The 16,573-nt window shown below is 61.2% G+C and carries 12 protein-coding genes; 6 read left to right on the forward strand and 6 right to left on the reverse strand.

The features are described from left to right. The first annotated feature begins 25 nt into the window (after nucleotides 1-25). Nucleotides 26-1,903, forward strand: a complete 1,878-nt coding sequence (gene glp / locus ACP7BZ_RS03165; RefSeq protein WP_426110192.1) for a gephyrin-like molybdotransferase Glp — start codon at nucleotides 26-28, stop codon at nucleotides 1,901-1,903. Nucleotide 1,904: 1 nt separating this feature from the next. On the opposite strand, the gene ACP7BZ_RS03170 is transcribed toward glp, so the two are convergent. From ACP7BZ_RS03170 to ACP7BZ_RS03190, 5 genes are read right to left on the reverse strand one after another with little or no spacing between them, the layout of a single operon-like run. Continuing rightward, on the reverse strand, nucleotides 1,905-3,437 hold the full coding sequence (locus ACP7BZ_RS03170; protein ID WP_426110193.1) for an acyl CoA:acetate/3-ketoacid CoA transferase: 1,533 nt from the start codon (nucleotides 3,435-3,437) through the stop codon (nucleotides 1,905-1,907). 18 nt (nucleotides 3,438-3,455) lie between these two features. Beyond that, complete coding sequence (rmuC, locus tag ACP7BZ_RS03175; protein WP_426110194.1) at nucleotides 3,456-4,820, reverse strand: DNA recombination protein RmuC; 1,365 nt, start codon at nucleotides 4,818-4,820, stop codon at nucleotides 3,456-3,458. Continuing rightward, entirely contained in the window at nucleotides 4,820-5,206 is a 387-nt protein-coding gene (locus tag ACP7BZ_RS03180) for a group II truncated hemoglobin (RefSeq protein WP_426110195.1), read from the reverse strand. The genes rmuC and ACP7BZ_RS03180 overlap by 1 nt, the downstream gene beginning before the upstream one ends. 52 nt (nucleotides 5,207-5,258) lie before the next feature. Continuing rightward, nucleotides 5,259-7,790 (reverse strand): ABC transporter permease, encoded by a 2,532-nt coding sequence (locus tag ACP7BZ_RS03185; RefSeq protein WP_426110196.1) that lies wholly within the window; start codon nucleotides 7,788-7,790, stop codon nucleotides 5,259-5,261. Between the two features lie 33 nt (nucleotides 7,791-7,823). Then, nucleotides 7,824-8,831, reverse strand: coding sequence for an adenosine deaminase (locus ACP7BZ_RS03190; protein WP_426110197.1), 1,008 nt, complete (start codon nucleotides 8,829-8,831; stop codon nucleotides 7,824-7,826). A 595-nt stretch (nucleotides 8,832-9,426) separates the two neighbouring features. Between ACP7BZ_RS03190 and ACP7BZ_RS03195 the strand changes: the two genes are divergently transcribed. The 3 genes from ACP7BZ_RS03195 (at nucleotide 9,427) to ACP7BZ_RS03205 (ending at nucleotide 14,250) form a co-directional block, all read left to right on the forward strand. Further along, nucleotides 9,427-11,349, forward strand: coding sequence for a PrkA family serine protein kinase (locus ACP7BZ_RS03195; protein WP_426110198.1), 1,923 nt, complete (start codon nucleotides 9,427-9,429; stop codon nucleotides 11,347-11,349). Nucleotides 11,350-11,435: 86 nt separating this feature from the next. Further along, complete coding sequence (locus ACP7BZ_RS03200) at nucleotides 11,436-12,704, forward strand: YeaH/YhbH family protein (protein ID WP_426110199.1); 1,269 nt, start codon at nucleotides 11,436-11,438, stop codon at nucleotides 12,702-12,704. A gap of 19 nt (nucleotides 12,705-12,723) precedes the next feature. Then, nucleotides 12,724-14,250 carry a SpoVR family protein gene (locus ACP7BZ_RS03205; protein WP_426110200.1) on the forward strand — a complete coding sequence of 509 codons (1,527 nt, stop codon included), beginning with the start codon at nucleotides 12,724-12,726 and terminating at the stop codon, nucleotides 14,248-14,250. A gap of 33 nt (nucleotides 14,251-14,283) precedes the next feature. On the opposite strand, the gene ACP7BZ_RS03210 is transcribed toward ACP7BZ_RS03205, so the two are convergent. After that, nucleotides 14,284-14,427, reverse strand: a complete 144-nt coding sequence (locus ACP7BZ_RS03210) for a hypothetical protein (protein WP_426110201.1) — start codon at nucleotides 14,425-14,427, stop codon at nucleotides 14,284-14,286. Between the two features lie 481 nt (nucleotides 14,428-14,908). Between ACP7BZ_RS03210 and ACP7BZ_RS03215 the strand changes: the two genes are divergently transcribed. Next, the gene (locus tag ACP7BZ_RS03215; RefSeq protein ID WP_426110202.1) at nucleotides 14,909-15,568 is read left to right on the forward strand and encodes an energy transducer TonB; all 660 of its coding nucleotides are present in this window, start codon (nucleotides 14,909-14,911) and stop codon (nucleotides 15,566-15,568) included. A gap of 86 nt (nucleotides 15,569-15,654) precedes the next feature. Next, nucleotides 15,655-16,572: a MotA/TolQ/ExbB proton channel family protein gene (locus ACP7BZ_RS03220; RefSeq protein ID WP_426110203.1), complete on the forward strand. Its 918-nt coding sequence runs from the start codon at nucleotides 15,655-15,657 to the stop codon at nucleotides 16,570-16,572. Nucleotide 16,573 lies beyond the last annotated feature (1 nt).

The following is a 16,573-nucleotide window of genomic DNA, read 5'->3' on the forward strand; positions in this document are numbered from 1 at the left end:
CTTGCCTTCACCGCGGAAGCACAGCATGCACAACAATAAACAGATCAGCGCCCTGATCCTCGCAGGCGGGCGCGGCAGCCGCATGGGCCATGTCGACAAAGGCCTGCAGCCGTTTCGCGGCTTGACCATGGCCGGCCACGTGCTCGAGCGCCTGCGCCCGCAGGTGGCGGCCATTGCCATCAACGCCAACCAGAACCTCGACGCTTACCGCGCATTCGATGTGCCCGTCTGGCCCGATGAAACGACCGGCTTTGCCGGCCCGCTGGCCGGTCTGGAAGCGGGCTTGCGCCACTGCGCCACCGACTATCTGGTGACGGCGCCGTGCGACTCGCCCTTCGTCCCGCTCGACCTGGCGGCACGCCTGTTCACCGCGCTGCAGGCGGACGGCGCCGACCTCGCCATTGCCGTCACCGAGGCAGCGGGCCAGCGGCGCCAGCCCCATCCCGTGTTTTGCCTCGTCAAGACCAGCCTGCTGCCGCGCCTGTCGCAGTATCTGCTCGACGGTGGCCGCAAGATGGATGGCTGGTACGCAGGGTTGAAAGTGACCGAGGTGCTGTTCGACGATGCTGCGGCGTTTAGCAACATCAACACGCTCGACGAACTGCACAGTTTCGATAGCACGCGGCCGCCGCGCTTGAAAGATGTGGTCAGCTGCCTGTCGGCTTACGACCCGGACGCCCTGCCCGTGCGCGACGCCCAGCAGATTATCGGCCAGTTCGTCACCCCGATTGCCGCCATCGAAAAAGTGGCGCTGCGCGCGGCGCTCGACCGGGTGCTGGCAGCCGACCTCATTTCTCCCATTAACGTGCCGGCGCACGACAATTCGGCCATGGATGGCTACGCCCTGCGCGGCGCCGACCTGCGCACCGATGGCCCCACCTCCCTGTCGGTGATCGCCACCGTGTTCGCCGGCCGCCCCAGCGACGCCGTGCCAGTTGCCGGCCAGTGCGTGCGCATCATGACGGGCGCCGTCATGCCGCCCGGCTGCGACAGCGTGATCCCGCAGGAACACGTGGCAGCCATCAGCGAGACAGCGATCACCATCGACGCCGGCGCCATCCGCACCGGCGACAACCGCCGCTTTGCCGGCGAAGATTTACAAGCCGGCAGCGCCGCGCTGCAGCGTGGCCGTATCCTGCGCCCGGCTGACCTGGGCATGCTCGCTTCGCTCGGCTTTGCCGAAGTGCCGGTGCAGCGGCGCCTGCGGGTGGCGTTCTTTTCCACCGGCGACGAATTGCGCTCGATTGGCGAGCCGCTCGATAGCGGCTGCGTCTACGACAGCAACCGCTACACCCTGTATGGCATGCTGACCCGCCTCGGCTGCGACATCATCGACATGGGCATCGTGCGCGACGATCCGGCAGCGCTCGAAGCAGCATTGCGCACTGCCTGCGAAAACGCCGACGCCATCATCACCTCCGGTGGCGTGTCGGTCGGCGCGGCCGATTACACGCGCGACATCATGGCCAAGCTGGGCGACGTCACGTTCTGGAAAATCGGCATGCGCCCGGGTCGTCCGCTCGCTTTCGGCAAGGTCAACTCGCATGGCCACAGCGCCTTCCTGTTCGGCCTGCCCGGCAATCCGGTGGCGGTGATGGTGTCCTTCTACTTTTTCGCCCGCAATGCGCTGCTGGCGATGATGGGGGCGCAAGCACCGCTGCCGTTGATGAAAGTACGCTCGGCCGCCCCGATCCGCAAAAAAGCCGGCCGCACCGAGTATCAGCGCGGCATCCTGGCGGTGGGCGCCGACGGTGTGCAGCAGGTGGCCATCACCGGCGCCCAGGGCTCGGGCATTTTGCGCTCGATGTCGGAAGCGAACTGCATGGTGGTGCTGCACGATGAGCAGGGCAATGTGGCTGCCGGCGACCTGGTCGACGTCATCGTGTTCGACGGCCTGGTCTGATTTAAGGCGTAAAAATCGCCGCGTCCATGATAGCGAGCGGGTCGCTGACGGCGGGCCTGAAATCCATCTGCGCGAAGATATCGCGTTCGGGGTCGATGCCGGGGGCAATTTCAATCAGTTCGATGCCCTCGGCCGATAGTCTGAACACGCAGCGCTCCGTCACGTACAGGGCACTCTGGCCGCGCGCCCAGGCAAAGCGGCCGGCATAGGTGCGGTGTTCGACGGTATCGACAAATTTGCGCGTGCTGCCTTCGCGAACGATGCGCAGCTGGCCATCGGTGACGGCGATCTGCAGGCCGCCGGCCGTAAACGTGCCGACGAACACCACCTTGCGCGCATTCTGGCTGATATTAATAAAGCCGCCGGCGCCGGCCAGCCGGTTGCCGAATTTGCTGACATTCAGATTGCCTTCGCGGTCCGCCTGCGCCAGACCCAGCACTGCCACATCGAGGCCGCCGCCATCATAGAAATCGAACTGGCACGGCTGATCGATGATCGCCTGCGCATTGGTGGCAGCGCCGAAATCGAGGCCGCCGGCGGGCATGCCGCCAATTGCGCCCGCTTCAGCCGTCAAGGTAAACGTGTCGAGCAGCCCGGCCTCGGCGGCCACGCGCGCCACCCCTTCCGGCATGCCGATGCCGAGGTTGACGACATCGCCCTCGCCCAGTTCGCGCAGCGCGCGGCGGGCGATGATAGTGCGCTCGTCTAACGGCAGCGGCGGCAGATTGGCCACCTGCACGCGCTCGTCGCCGGCAAAGGCGGCGCTGTATTGGGTACTGAAAGTTTGCATGTGGTATTCGGGCTGTTCGGCCACCACCACGCAGTCGACCAGGATGCCGGGGATTTTGACTCGTCGCGGATGCAGGCTGCCATTGGCGACGATGCGCTCGACCTGGACGATGACGACGCCGCCGCAATTGTGGGCGGCCATGGCGATTGCCAGCGCTTCGAGCGTGAGCGCCTCGCGCTCCATGGTGATGTTGCCCGCCTCGTCGGCAGTGGTGCCGCGCACGATGGCCACATCAATTTTGCGGGTTTTATAAAACAGGTACTCGGCGCCATCGATGTGCATCAGCGACACCACATCTTCCTGCGCCAGCGCATTGACCTTGCCGCCGCCGTAACGGGGGTCGACAAAGGTGCCCAGGCCAACGCTGGTGAGCAGACCCGGTTTGCCGGCGGCGGTATCGCGAAACAGTTGGCTGATCACGCCCTGCGGCAGGTTGTAGGCGGCAATACGGTTGTCGATGGCCAGCTGCTGCAGGCCCGGCACCAGGCCCCAGTGGCCGCCGATCACGCATTTGAGCAAACCCTCGTGGGCGAAGTGGTTCAGACCGCGCAGCTTGCCATCGCCCTGCCCGGCCGCGTACACCAGCGTCAGGTCGCGCGGCGCGCCGGTGGCAGTAAAACGCTGTTCGAGCGCCACCGCGATATTTTCGGCAAAGCCAACACCGACAAAGCCGCCGGTGGCAACCGTGGCGCCGTCCCTGATGCGCAGCACGGCTGCTGCCGCGCTGGTAATTTTTTGTCGCATCGCAGTCCCGGTCAGGTGTTACAGGTCGCTGTCGCCGTCGCCGTCGGTATTGGCTTGCGGCGCTTCGGCGCCCAGCATCAGCGTGGCCGCTTCGCTGGGCAGTGCTTCCACCGATTTGAGTTTGCGGGCCATCTGGCGGCTGCGCATTTCGGCGTTCTCAATATTCTTCGCCGCTTTTTCCAGCGTCAGCCGGGTATTGCTCAATACTGTGCCGAACTTGCCAAATTCCGTCTTCACCGCGCCCAGTACTTGCCACACTTCCGACGAGCGTTTTTCCAGCGCCAGCGTACGGAAGCCCATCTGCAAACTGCTGAGGATGGCCGCCAGGGTCGACGGTCCGGCAATCGATACCCGCAGCGTGCGCTGCAAATCGTCGGCCAGGCCCGGGCGGCGCATCACCTCGGCATACAAGCCCTCGGTCGGCAAAAACAGGATGGCGAAATCGGTGGTCAGCGGCGGCGACACGTATTTGTCGCAAATGGTCTTCGCTTCACCGCGCACCACCCGTTCGAGTTCGCGCCCGGCCGTTTGCACGCCATCGGCGTCGGCGCGGTCAGCAGCGTCGACCAGCCGTTCGTACTGTTCCTTGGGGAACTTGGCATCGATGGGCAGCCACATGGGCACGCCGGCGTCGCCGCTGCCCGGCAGCTTGATGGCAAACTCGACGCGGGCGCCGCTGCCGGGAATCGTTTCGACGTTCTTGGCGTACTGGTCGGCCGTCAGCATTTGTTCGAGCAGCATTTCGAGCTGCACTTCGCCCCAGGTGCCGCGCGTTTTGACATTCGTGAGCACCCGTTTGAGGTCGCCCACGCCAATCGCCAGCTGCTGCATTTCGCCCAGACCCTGGTGCACTTTTTCGAGCCGTTCCGACACCTGGCGGAACGACTCGGACAGGCGCGTCTCCAGCGTGGCGTGGAGTTTTTCATCGACCGTCTTGCGCATTTCTTCCAGTCGCGCACCATTGTCGGTTTGCAGTTCGCCGATCTTGGTTTCCAGCGTCGCCCGCACTTCGAGCATGCGGCGGGCGTTCGATTCGCTCAAGGTATGCAGGCTGTGCGCCAGCGAGTCGGCCAGCCGTTTCATGGCGGCGGCCTGCTCCTCGCGGCCGGCAGCGCCCTGCTGGCCGATGTGCAGGCGCATGGCGTCGAGCTGCGCCGCGGCGGCGCCGTGGTGGTGCGCCAGGTTGGCCGCCAGCTCCTGGCGGGTGGCCTGGGCACTGGCCTGCAAGTCGCCGCGCAGCATGCGTTCGAGGCGCTCGAACTGGCTGTCGTTGGCACCGCGAGCCGCGTCAAGATTGCCACGCGCGCGCAGCAACATCAGTCCCTGCAATACCAGCACGACCAGTACCAGCGCGGCCAGCACGATAAATTCGGTGTGGGTCATCAGTCGGCCTTGTTGCGCATCCAGTCGGCGGTTTGAAAGAACGACTCCATCAGGCGCAGGCGCAAGCTTTCGTCGATGCCGACGTCTTCCATGGCCCAGGCCATCGCCCGCAGCCACTGGTCGCGTTCGCTGGTGCCGATCGCGTAGGGCAGGTGGCGGGCGCGCAGGCGCGGGTGGCCGTGGCGTTCAACGTACAGGTCGGGACCGCCCATCCAGCCGCTGAGGAACATCAATAATTTGTCGCGCGAGCCGTCGTTGGGGACGGGGTGCATGCCGTGAATGCCGGCAAATTCGGGCTCGAGCTGCATCAAGTCATAGAAACGGTCGACCAGGTCGCGCAGGACCGTGGCGCCGCCGATGGTGTCATAAAGTGTGGGTGTGGACATGCCGCCATCATAACAGGCGGGAACAGGCGCCGAAGGTGCCTGTTCCCGAGGCTTAAGCCCCGCGCAGGGTCTGCAACGGCGGCTGGCGCAGCACGTTGCGCAATCCCAGCCAGCCGCCGCCGATGGCGCAGAACACGCCAACGGCAATACCGGCCATGAACACCAGCGGGCTGAAAGCCCAGGCAAATTTAAACTGGTACGTCGCCAACGCCCAGCCGAGCGCCGCCGCCCCGCTGGCCGCCAGCAAGCCCGACAGCGCGCCCACCAGGGCGAATTCAATCCACTGCGAGCGCGCCAGCTGCCGGCGGGTAGCGCCCAGCGCGCGCAGCAAGCCCGCTTCGCGGGTGCGCTCGTCTTGCGAACCCATCAGCGCCGCATACAGCACCAGCACCCCCGACACCAAGGTGAACAGGAACAAAAACTCGACCGCCGTCACCACCTGCCCCAGCACTTCCTGCAACTGGTTGATGATGCCGCTGACATCGATCACAGTGAGGTTGGGAAATTCACGGGTCAGCGTGTTGGTCAGATTGGGCGCGCCGGCCGGCAAGTGAAATGCCGTCATCATGGTTTGCGGGGTCGCCTTCATCGCTTCAGGATTGATGATGACGAAAAAATTCGCCCGCATCGAGCCCCATTCGAGTTTGCGCAGGCTGGTCACCTTCGCTTCGACGATCTGGCCGGCGATATCGAAGCGCATCAGGTCACCCAGCTTGAGTCCGAGCGTCTTGGCGATGCCCTGCTCCACCGAGGCTTCGGCCTGGCCAGGCGTGTCTTTGAACCAGCGGCCGGCGACGATCTGGTTCGATGCCTGCATGGTTTTCATGGTCGACAAATTAAACTCACGCTCGGCCAGGCGGCGGGCGTCTTCGGCCGGATAGGTGGCCGCCGTGATGGCCTGGCCATTGAGCGCAGTCAGTCGCCCCCGAATCATTGGATAGAGCACGGCCTCATCGACGCGGGCGGCAGCCAGACGGGCCGCCACACTCGCTTGCTGGTCGGGCATGATATTAATAATAAAGCGGTTCGGCGCATCGGCCGGGGTGGCGCTCTGCCAGGCCGTCATCAGGTCGCCCCGGACCACCGTCAGCAGCAGCAATGCCATCAAGCCCAGCGACAGCGACACCACCTGCACGATGGTGGCGCCGGGCCGCCGTTGCAGGGCGTTCAGGGCAAAGCGCCAGGCCTGCGCATCGATCGCCCCGCGCAGCCGTCGCAGCAGCGCCAGGCCGAGCCAGCCGGCGGCGGCGAACAGGGCAAAACCGCCCAAAAAGCCGAGCGCCGTCAGCAGTGCCAGCTGGCGGTCGCCCGCCTGCCACAGCAGCAAGCCAACAAAAGCGACGATGCCTAGACCATAGGTGGCCAGTGCCATCGCCTGTGGCGGCGCCTGCTCGCGGCGCAGCACGCGGTTGTGCGGCACATTGCGCAGCTGCAGCACCGGCGGCAGGGCAAAGCCGATCAGCAGCAGCATGCCGGTGGCGATCCCCTGCAGCGCCGGCAACACCGACACCGGTGGCAGATCGGTGGTGATAAAACTGCCGATCAACTTGAGCAGCACGAAGTGGGCGCCGAAACCGACCAGCACCCCCAGCAGGCTGCCCGCCAGGCCAATGAGCAGGAATTCAATCAGGTACATGGCACTGACCTGGTTTTGCGACAAGCCCAGGCAGCGCAGCATGGCGCAGGCGTCAAGGTGGCGCAGCATGAAGCGGCGCGCCGCCATCGCCACGGCAACCGCGGCCAGCATGGCCGAGAGCAGTCCCACCAAAGACAGGAAGCGGTCGGCGCGGTCGAGCGTGGCGCGCATCTCGGGGCGGCCGTTTTCCAGCGATTCGATGCGCACGCCCTTGACGCCGTCGACCTCGATGCGCTGTTTGAGCCACGCTTCATAGGCGTCAACAACGGCCAGATCATTGTTCGACGGCGCCGCCACCAAGAGGCGGTAGGTCACGCGCGAGCCGTTGTCGACCAGGCCGGTAGCGGCGAGGTCGGCCAGCGGCAGCATGACGCGCGGGGCGAAGTTGGCAAACGATGGGCCGCGGTCCGGTTCGGCGGCGATCAGCTGGGTAATGGTAAACGTTTTATCACCGACGGTAAGAGGGGCGCCCAGCGTGGTTTTCAGGCCAGAGAGAATATTCGGGTCGACCCAGACGGTGCCGGGCGCCGGCGTCGCCGTGGTTTTCTGGCCGCGGCCGGCATCAGCCTCCTCGGTACTGGTGGTGATTTTCAGCTGGCCGCGCAGTGGATAGCGGTCGCTGACCGCCTTGATCGATGCCAGCTGGGCGCTCGACTGCTCGCCCTGCCCTGCCTGCGCCATGCTGGGAAAGGTGACGGTGTCGGCGAGGATCAGCCCGCGCCGCTGCGCTTCCTGGCGCCACTCGGCGCGCAGGGGCAGATCGGCATTGACCAGCAGATCGGCGCCGAGCAACTGGTGGGCGTCGCGATTGAGGCTGCTACGCATGCGGTCGATAAAAAAGCCCACCGCCGACAGCGAGGCAACGGCGACGATCAGGGCGACCAGCAAAAAGCGCAGTTCGCCGGCGCGCCAGTCGCGGGCGGTCATGCGGAATGATTGAATTAACATGGAGGGATCAGTGCAATAAAGGCTGGGCGGGCATCACAGCGCCGCAAAATAGGCGTCGAGTTCAGCCAGATGCGCCTGTTTGGCATCCTCTGGCAAAAACGCGGCCACAAAACTATTGCGCGCCAGCCGATGCGCATGCGACAGGCCCAGCGGCAAAGCATCGAAGGCCGCCACGAAATTGTCGTTCAGGTAGCCGCCAAAATAGGCCGGATCGTCCGAATTGACAGTGGCGGCCAGGCCGGCGTCGAGCAGTTCGAGCAGATTGTGCTGGCCCATGTGATCGAACACCCGCAGTTTGATGTTGGACAAGGGACAGACGGTCAGGGCGATCTGCTCGCGCGCCAGGCGCGCCGTCAAGTCCGCGCTGTCGAGGCAGCGCACGCCATGATCGATGCGCTCGACCTGTAACAGGTCGAGCGCCGTCTCGATGTAGGCCGGCGGCCCCTCTTCGCCGGCGTGGGCGACCAGGTGCAGGCCCAGTTCGCGGCAGCGGGCGAACACGCGGCCGAATTTTTCCGGCGGGTGACCCAGTTCGGACGAATCGAGGCCGACGCCGATGATCTGGTGGCGGTGCGGCAGCGCCTGCTCGAGGGTGGCGATGGCTTCGTCCTCGCTCAGGTGACGCAGGAAGCACATGATGATGGTGGCACTGATGGGGCCATCCTGGCAGGCGCGCCAGATGCCGTCGATGGCGGTGGCGAACGGCACGCCGCGCGCGGTGTGGGTTTGCGGGTCGAAAAACAGCTCGGCATGGCGCACATTGTCGGCAGCGGCACGGCGCAGATAGGCCGCCGTCATGTCGTAAAAATCCTGCTCGGTCAGCAATACGCTGGCACCGGCGTAATAAATATCCAAAAACGATTGCAGATTGTCGAAGGCATAGGCTGCGCGCAGGGCCTCGACCGAGCCATAGGCCAGAGCAACCCCGTTTCGTTGAGCCATCTCAAAGATCAGCTCGGGTTCCAGTGACCCTTCGATGTGTATGTGCAATTCTGCCTTGGGCATCTGGCGCAACACGGTGTTCAGCTGGGGGTGGGACATGGCAGATCTCTCGAGAAGGCATCGTAAAAACGCAGGATGGTCCAGTGTAGCGCAAGCGGCGCTGGCGGTCAGGCCACCACCAAATTGCGTGCATGCATATGTGTGTCGCACACGCGGGTATTAGCGTTCTGGCGGGCAATCGGCAACGCTTGCAGGCCAAGCTTTTCCAGCCGCAATCGCCGCGCGATCACGGGCGAATCGGGCGCGAATCGAGCGCGAATCGAGCGCCCAAGCGGGCCGCCAATTAAATTGTAAATCGTTCTAAAATGCCCCTTGGAAAATGCCTCAGAAACACGATTTTAATATTATAAATCAATGACTTAAGTCGCTTGCAAACAGTCGCACGACATTGTTTTGACATCCGCTTCCATTAGGCACATAATAAATTTCATAGGCGTAAGAAGACGTTGTCAAAACGCGCAAACATCACCGGCATTTCGGTCAAAAAATAACATCGTCGGCAGCAGATTTTGTTTCGGAAAATTCACTTCACGAAATCTTCTGCCGGCAAAAAAGGAGAGACGCCAGTGGTCGGGCCTGGGCAAGTTTTTTTGCCAGCATCAGGGAGTCAGCACGCACTTTAAAAGGACCTCAAATGACGATTTTTGACAAATACGCCGCTCGCTACGAGCGTACCAAGGAAGAAGAGTTTTCACTTTCCGAGTATCTGGCCTTGTGCAAAAAGGATCCCTTAACGTACGCCAGCGCCCCCGAACGCATGCTTGCCGCCATTGGCGAACCGCGGCTGGTCGACACCCGCACCGACACCCGCCTGTCGCGCATTTTCGCCAACAAGGTGATCAAGCTGTATCCCGCTTTCAAGGACTTCTACGGTACCGAAGAAGTCATCGAGCAGGTGGTGTCCTACTTCCGCCACGCCGCCCAGGGGCTGGAAGAGCGCAAGCAAATTCTGTATCTGCTCGGTCCGGTCGGCGGCGGCAAATCGTCGATTGCCGAAAAACTCAAGTCGCTGATGGAACAGGTGCCCTTCTATTGCCTGAAGGGCTCGCCCGTCAACGAGTCGCCGCTGGGCCTGTTCAACGAGGACGAGGACGGCACCCTGCTGGAGGAAGATTACGGCATCCCGCGCCGTTACCTGCGCACCATCCCCAGCCCGTGGGCAGTCAAGCGCCTGCACGAGTTCAATGGCGACATCAACAAGTTCCGGGTGGTCAAGCGCTACCCATCGATCCTCAAGCAGATCGCCATTTCCAAGACAGAACCGGGCGACGAGAACAACCAGGATATTTCCTCGCTGGTGGGCAAGGTCGACATCCGTAAACTGGAAGACTACGCCCAGGACGATCCCGACGCCTACAGCTATTCTGGCGGCCTGTGCCTGGGTAACCAGGGCTTGATGGAATTCGTCGAAATGTTCAAGGCGCCCATCAAGGTGCTCCATCCGCTGCTGACCGCCACGCAGGAAGGCAATTACAAGGGCACCGAAGGGTTCGGCGCCATCCCTTTCGATGGCATCGTGCTGGCCCACTCGAACGAATCGGAATGGAAAACCTTCCGCAACAACCGTAACAACGAGGCTTTCCTCGACCGTATTTACATCGTCAAGGTGCCGTATTGCCTGCGGGTATCGGACGAAATCCAGATTTACGACAAGCTGATCCGCAATTCGTCGCTGGTCGATGCACCGTGCGCGCCGGGCACCATGAAGATGATGGCGCAGTTCGCCATTTTGTCGCGCTTGAAAGACCCGGAAAATTCCAGCATTTTTTCCAAGATGCTGGTCTACGATGGCGAAAATCTGAAGGACACCGATCCCAAGGCGAAGTCGATGCACGAGTATGTCGACTACGCCGGCGTCGACGAAGGCATGAATGGCCTGTCGACCCGCTTCGCCTTCAAGATCCTGTCGAAGGTGTTTAACTTCGATAACACCGAAGTGGCGGCCAACCCCGTCCACCTGCTGTATGTACTGGAGCAGCAGATCGAGCGCGAGCAGTTTGCGCCCGAGACCGAACAGCGCTACCTGTCGTATATCAAGGAACACCTGGCGCACCGCTACGTCGATTTTATTGGCAAGGAAATCCAGACGGCGTACCTGGAAAGCTATTCCGAGTATGGCCAGAATATTTTCGACCGCTACGTCACCTTTGCCGATTTCTGGATCCAGGACCAGGAGTTCCGCGATCCCGATACGGGCGAATCGTTCGACCGCGATTCGCTCAACAGCGAGCTGGAGAAAATCGAGAAGCCGGCTGGCATTTCGAATCCCAAAGACTTCCGCAACGAGATCGTCAACTTCGGCCTGCGTGCGCGCGCCACCAATGGCGGCAAAAATCCGGCCTGGACCAGCTACGAAAAATTCCGCACGGTGATCGAGAAAAAAATGTTTTCGAATACCGAGGAACTGCTGCCGGTGATTTCGTTTAACGCCAAGGCATCGGCCGAGGATGCCAACAAGCATGCGGATTTCGTCGCCCGCATGGTCGATAAAGGCTATACGGCCAAGCAGGTGCGCTTGCTGTGCGAGTGGTATCTGCGTGTGCGGAAGTCGTCTTGACCGCAAAGGTTTAAGATAGGGCTGTCGGCAGCGCCGCCATGGCGGTGGTGCTGCCGGCTCCGCCGCGACATTGAGCAGGAGGCACCTTGACTTATCTCATCGACCGACGCTTGCAGGGTAAGAACAAGTCTGCGATCAACCGCGAGCGCTTCCTGCGCCGCTACAAGAGCCAGATCAAGGACGCGGTGGGGCGCGCCATCAAGGGTCGCTCGATTACCGACATCGAAAACGGCGAAAAGGTCGCCATTCCCGTCAAGGACGTCAACGAACCGAGTTTTGGCCATGCCCATGGCGGCGTGTGGGAAACCGTCAATCCCGGCAATAAAGAGTATCAAAAGGGCGACCAGTTCAACCGTCCCCGCAGCGGCGGCGGCAACGGCCGCGGCAAGGCCGGCAACAGTGAACAGCCCAACGAAGATGATTTTATTTTCGAACTGTCGCGCGAAGAATTCATGAATTATTTCTTCGAAGATCTTGAGCTGCCCAATATGATCAAGACCCAGCTGGCGCAGACACCGGAATTCAGGAACCAGCGCGCTGGCTACAACATCTCGGGCACGCCGTCGAATATCCACGTGCTGCGCTCGCTGCGCGGCGCCTTGGGCCGCCGCATCGCCGTCGGTGGCAAGTCGCGCAAACAGTTGACGGAAGTGGAACATGCGCTGGCGCGCCTGCTCGAAGACGGCGTGCCCCTCGACGACCCCGAAGTGCTGCAGCTGAAAAAACTGGTGCATCACCTGCATACGCGGCTGCTGGCGATTCCCTTCATCGATCCCTTCGACCTGCGCTACAGCAACCGCATCAAGGTGCCCAAGCCATCGACCCAGGCTGTCATGTTTTGCATCATGGATGTTTCCGGCTCCATGGACGAAGGCCGCAAGGACACCGCCAAGCGCTTCTTCATTCTGCTCTACCTGTTTCTCAAGCGCGCGTACGACAAGATCGAAGTGGTCTTCATCCGCCATCACACTGCTGCCGCCGAGGTCGATGAAAACGAATTTTTCCACTCGCGTGAATCGGGCGGCACGGTGGTGTCATCAGCCTTGCACCTGTTGCAAAAAATCATCAACGAGCGCTACGGCAGCGGCGACTGGAACAGTTACGTGGCGCAGGCATCCGACGGTGACAACTGGGACAATGACTCGGTGCTGTGCAAACAGCTGCTGATCAACGCCATCATGCCGCGCGTGCAGTACTACACCTATGTCGAAATCACCGATGGCCCGCAGCAAAATTTGTGGGAACAGTATGCCGAAGTGGGCGACCATCACAGCAACTTCGCCATGCAGAAAATCGTTACGCCGGCCGACATCTACCCGGTGTTCCGCGAACTGTTCAAGAAGCAGCCAAAGTAAACGTCGAAGCGAGGCCAGCATGCCCAGAGATCCCCAACATCCGCGCGCCCTGCCGGAACAGTCCGAATGGACCTTCGACCTGATCGAGCACGCCCACGAAGAAATTCGCCGGGTGGCGGCCAGCTTCGGCCTCGACACCTATCCGAACCAGCTGGAAATCATCACCGCCGAGCAAATGATGGATGCCTACACCTCGGTGGGCATGCCGGTGTCGTACAACCACTGGTCATTCGGCAAACATTTTCTGTCGACGGAAAAAAGTTACAAGCGGGGGCAGATGGGCTTGGCCTACGAAATCGTCATCAACTCCAACCCCTGCATCGCCTACCTGATGGAAGAGAACAGCCTGACCATGCAGGCGCTGGTGATCGCCCATGCGGCCTACGGCCATAATTCCTTCTTTAAAGGTAATTACCTGTTTCGTACCTGGACCGATGCCGATGCCATCGTCGACTACATGGTGTTTGCCAAAAACTATATCGCCGAGTGCGAGCAGCGCCACGGCATCGACGCCGTTGAGCAATTGCTCGATTCGTGCCACGCGCTGCAAAACTACGGGGTCGACCGCTATAAACGTCCCGCCAAGCTGTCGCTGGCGCAGGAAAATGCCCGTCTCAAGGAACGCGAGGAATATGCGCAGTCGCAAGTGAACGCCCTGTGGCGCACGGTGCCGCGGCGCGACGAGCAGGCCACCGATGCGGCGCCGCCCCGCTTCCCCCCTGAACCGGAAGAAAACCTTTTATATTTCATCGAAAAATACGCGCCCCTGCTGGAACCCTGGCAGCGCGAACTGGTCCGCATCACCCGCAAGATATCCCAGTATTTTTATCCGCAGCGCCAGACCCAGGTGATGAACGAAGGCTGGGCCACCTTTTGGCACTACACGATCTTGCAGCAACTATATAAGGAGGGCATCGTCGGCGATGGCTTCATGATGGAGTTCTTGCAGAGCCACACCAACGTCGTCTACCAGCCATCGGCGACCAGCCAGTATTACAGCGGCATCAATCCGTACGCGCTGGGCTTTGCCATGATGAGCGACATCCGCCGCATTTGTGAAGCGCCCACGGCAGAAGACCGCGAATGGTTCCCCGCGCTGGCTGGCAGCGACTGGCGCAGCAGCCTCGACTTTGCCATGCGCAACTTCAAGGACGAGAGTTTTATCGCGCAATACCTGTCGCCCAAGCTGATCCGCGATTTTCACTTCTTTGCCGTGCTCGATGACGACCGCAAGGACAAGCTGCATATCTCCGCCATCCACGACGAAGCGGGCTACCGCTACGTGCGCCAGCAACTGGCAGAGCAGTACAACCTGGGCAACCGCGAGCCCAACATCCAGGTCTGGCAAGTGAACACGCGCGATGACCGCGCCCTCACGCTGCGCCACAGCCAGTTTCAGCGCCGTCCCCTTAACCAGCAGGCGCAAGAGGTCCTGCGCCACGTGGCGCGCTTGTGGGGATTCGATGTGCACCTGGAGACGGTCGATCCGAACGGCCACCTGGTCAGCAGCCTGGAAGTGCGGCGCGAAAAGCGCAGCCGTCACTGAGCACGGGGGAACAACGGTAAGCGCCAGTGAGCGTCACCGGGCGCCACCAAGCACCACCAAACTCCACCAAGCACCGGCAAGCGTCACTGACAGCGCTGCCACCGCCAGCGCGCGGCGTCCCGGCCGGGCCTGCACTGTGCGGATAAAGGTGAGCTCGAACGGGTGCAATGACGCCATGCAGGCTGCCGTGTAGTGAAAAATCAAATCAGGTCACCACCATCGCCCCATGCTATCTGGGTCGCCACCGCATTGCGGTAAAGACGAACTCAAACGTACGACACGGCATTCACAATCCCCCTATAGTTGGCAAGATCGCCACCAGCAGGCCGTAGTCTGTACGCCGATCACGGTTTTTCGTTAGCGAAAGTTTCTTAAAATTGACATTCGCCTAACTTGCACTGGTTTGGTGCAAATATGCGTGAAATGCAGCGCTTTTTTTGGGCATATTGAAGAATGCTGCACCGCAGCGAAGCATGTAAATTAGGGGGCGGTAAACATCATTTTCCCTGTGAGATAACAGACGTTTGCAGCATGAAAAATGTATGTGCAAAAAAGAATTCGTAGGTATAATTCGCCGATGTCCCGGACGCGGTCGCAGGTCCCGCCGTGTTTTGTGGGTTTAGTAGGAACAAAAGAGTTGGTATTGGAGAAAGCAGGCATGAATTTTTCGCATGATAAGCAGCCCGGGAAGAATGTCACTGGGATTACCATTGTCATCCTCTTGCACGTGCTGGTTGCCTACGGGATCATTACCGGTCTCGGCAAGCGCATGGTCACCAAGATGGCTGAAGCGGTAGAGACCAAGATCATTGAGGAGAAGGCGCCTCCCCCACCGAAAGAAATTCCGCCCCCACCACCGCCACCAGAAATGAAGGCGCCGCCGCCGCCATTCATCCCGCCAGTCGAGGTGAACGTGCAGCAACCACCGCCGCCGCAAAGCACCATCGCCGTTTCGTCGGCGGCCAAACCGGCCACCACTGAACTGCAAAAAGCGCCTCCTGCTGCTGCAGCGCCTGCCCCGGCTGCCAACCCGAACCCTACGCGCGTTGCCGCAGTAGCCGATTTCAATACGTGCGCAAAACCAGAGTGGCCGAAGGCTTCCCTGCGTAACGAAGAGACCGGTACTGTGACGCTGCAATTCCTGATCGCCGAAGATGGCCGTGTTGCCGATTCGAAGATCCTGAAATCGAGCGGCTTCCGTGACCTCGACAAGGCCGCTGTGACGGGTATCAGCAAATGCCGCTTCAAGCCGGGCACCACCGACGGCAAGCCTGAGAAGGCATGGATGCAAATGCAATATGTCTGGACGCTGGAATAAACCCGGGACAATCAACCGTCCCAACCTGTGATTTTTCGTTGTCTTTATGTTCAGCGAACTGATTATTTTATATATTTGGAGGAAGCATGTTTAAAAATACCCGTTTGTCCGCAGTTCTGGCGGCTGTCCTGTTTTCCCTCACCGCAGCGAGCGCCCTGGTGTCCGCACCAGCGTTTGCCGATGCGCCAAAAGCTGCTGAAGCCCCAGCTGCCGCTCCCGCTGCCGATGCTGCTGCGCCGGCTGCCGCTCCTGCTGCTGACGCTGCTGCCCCGGCTGCTGTTGCTCCAGGTGCCAAAGAAGAAGTTGAAAACCCGTTCGGTATCCAGGCTGTCTGGGCCGGTGGTTTCGTCCCACGCGCTACCCTGATCATTCTGTCGCTGATGTCGATGGGTTCGTGGTACATCATCATCACGAAACTGCTCGACCAGATGAAAATCTTCAAGCAATCGAAAGAAACCCAGGCTAAATTCTGGAAAGCGTCGTCGATCGCTGCTGGTTCGGCTGCCCTGAAAGACGGCTCGCCTTTCCGCTACATCGCTGAAACCGGCACCAAAGCCACCCAGCACCACGACGGCGCCCTGCTTGAGCAGATCGACCTGTCGACCTGGGTGACCATGCAGATCCAGCGCGCTGTTGAAAAAGTGCAATCGCGTCTGCAAGATGGCCTGTCGTTCCTGGCAACCGTCGGTTCGACCGCACCGTTTATCGGTCTGTTCGGTACCGTCTGGGGTATTTACGGCGCGCTGACCAACATCGGTATGACCGGTAACGCCTCGATCGACAAGGTCGCAGGTCCAGTCGGCGAAGCACTGATCATGACCGCCTTCGGCCTGTTCGTCGCCGTTCCAGCCGTGCTGGGTTACAACTGGCTGGTGCGTCGTAACAAGAGCGCCATGGAAGACGTCCGTTCGTTCTCGGCTGACGTGCACTCGGTGTTGATCTCGGGCGCAATGTCGACCAGCGAAGCTGGCCGCCTGGCAGGTGCGACCAAAAAGATTGGATAAA

Origin of the sequence: Massilia sp. PWRC2, from assembly GCF_049896725.1 — a bacterium.
Classification (GTDB): Bacteria; Pseudomonadota; Gammaproteobacteria; order Burkholderiales; family Burkholderiaceae_D; genus JAFCUW01.

Excerpts from the sequence above, each read along its gene's own strand:
- glp (WP_426110192.1), top strand. The coding sequence starts at position 26 with ATGCACAACAATAAACAGATCAGCGCCCTGATCCTCGCAGGCGGGCGC.
- ACP7BZ_RS03170 (WP_426110193.1), bottom strand. The coding sequence starts at position 3,437 with ATGCGACAAAAAATTACCAGCGCGGCAGCAGCCGTGCTGCGCATCAGG.
- rmuC (WP_426110194.1), bottom strand. The coding sequence starts at position 4,820 with ATGACCCACACCGAATTTATCGTGCTGGCCGCGCTGGTACTGGTCGTG.
- ACP7BZ_RS03180 (WP_426110195.1), bottom strand. The coding sequence starts at position 5,206 with ATGTCCACACCCACACTTTATGACACCATCGGCGGCGCCACGGTCCTG.
- ACP7BZ_RS03185 (WP_426110196.1), bottom strand. The coding sequence starts at position 7,790 with ATGTTAATTCAATCATTCCGCATGACCGCCCGCGACTGGCGCGCCGGC.
- ACP7BZ_RS03190 (WP_426110197.1), bottom strand. The coding sequence starts at position 8,831 with ATGTCCCACCCCCAGCTGAACACCGTGTTGCGCCAGATGCCCAAGGCA.
- ACP7BZ_RS03195 (WP_426110198.1), top strand. The coding sequence starts at position 9,427 with ATGACGATTTTTGACAAATACGCCGCTCGCTACGAGCGTACCAAGGAA.
- ACP7BZ_RS03205 (WP_426110200.1), top strand. The coding sequence starts at position 12,724 with ATGCCCAGAGATCCCCAACATCCGCGCGCCCTGCCGGAACAGTCCGAA.
- ACP7BZ_RS03210 (WP_426110201.1), bottom strand. The coding sequence starts at position 14,427 with ATGGCGTCATTGCACCCGTTCGAGCTCACCTTTATCCGCACAGTGCAG.
- ACP7BZ_RS03215 (WP_426110202.1), top strand. The coding sequence starts at position 14,909 with ATGAATTTTTCGCATGATAAGCAGCCCGGGAAGAATGTCACTGGGATT.
- ACP7BZ_RS03220 (WP_426110203.1), top strand. The coding sequence starts at position 15,655 with ATGTTTAAAAATACCCGTTTGTCCGCAGTTCTGGCGGCTGTCCTGTTT.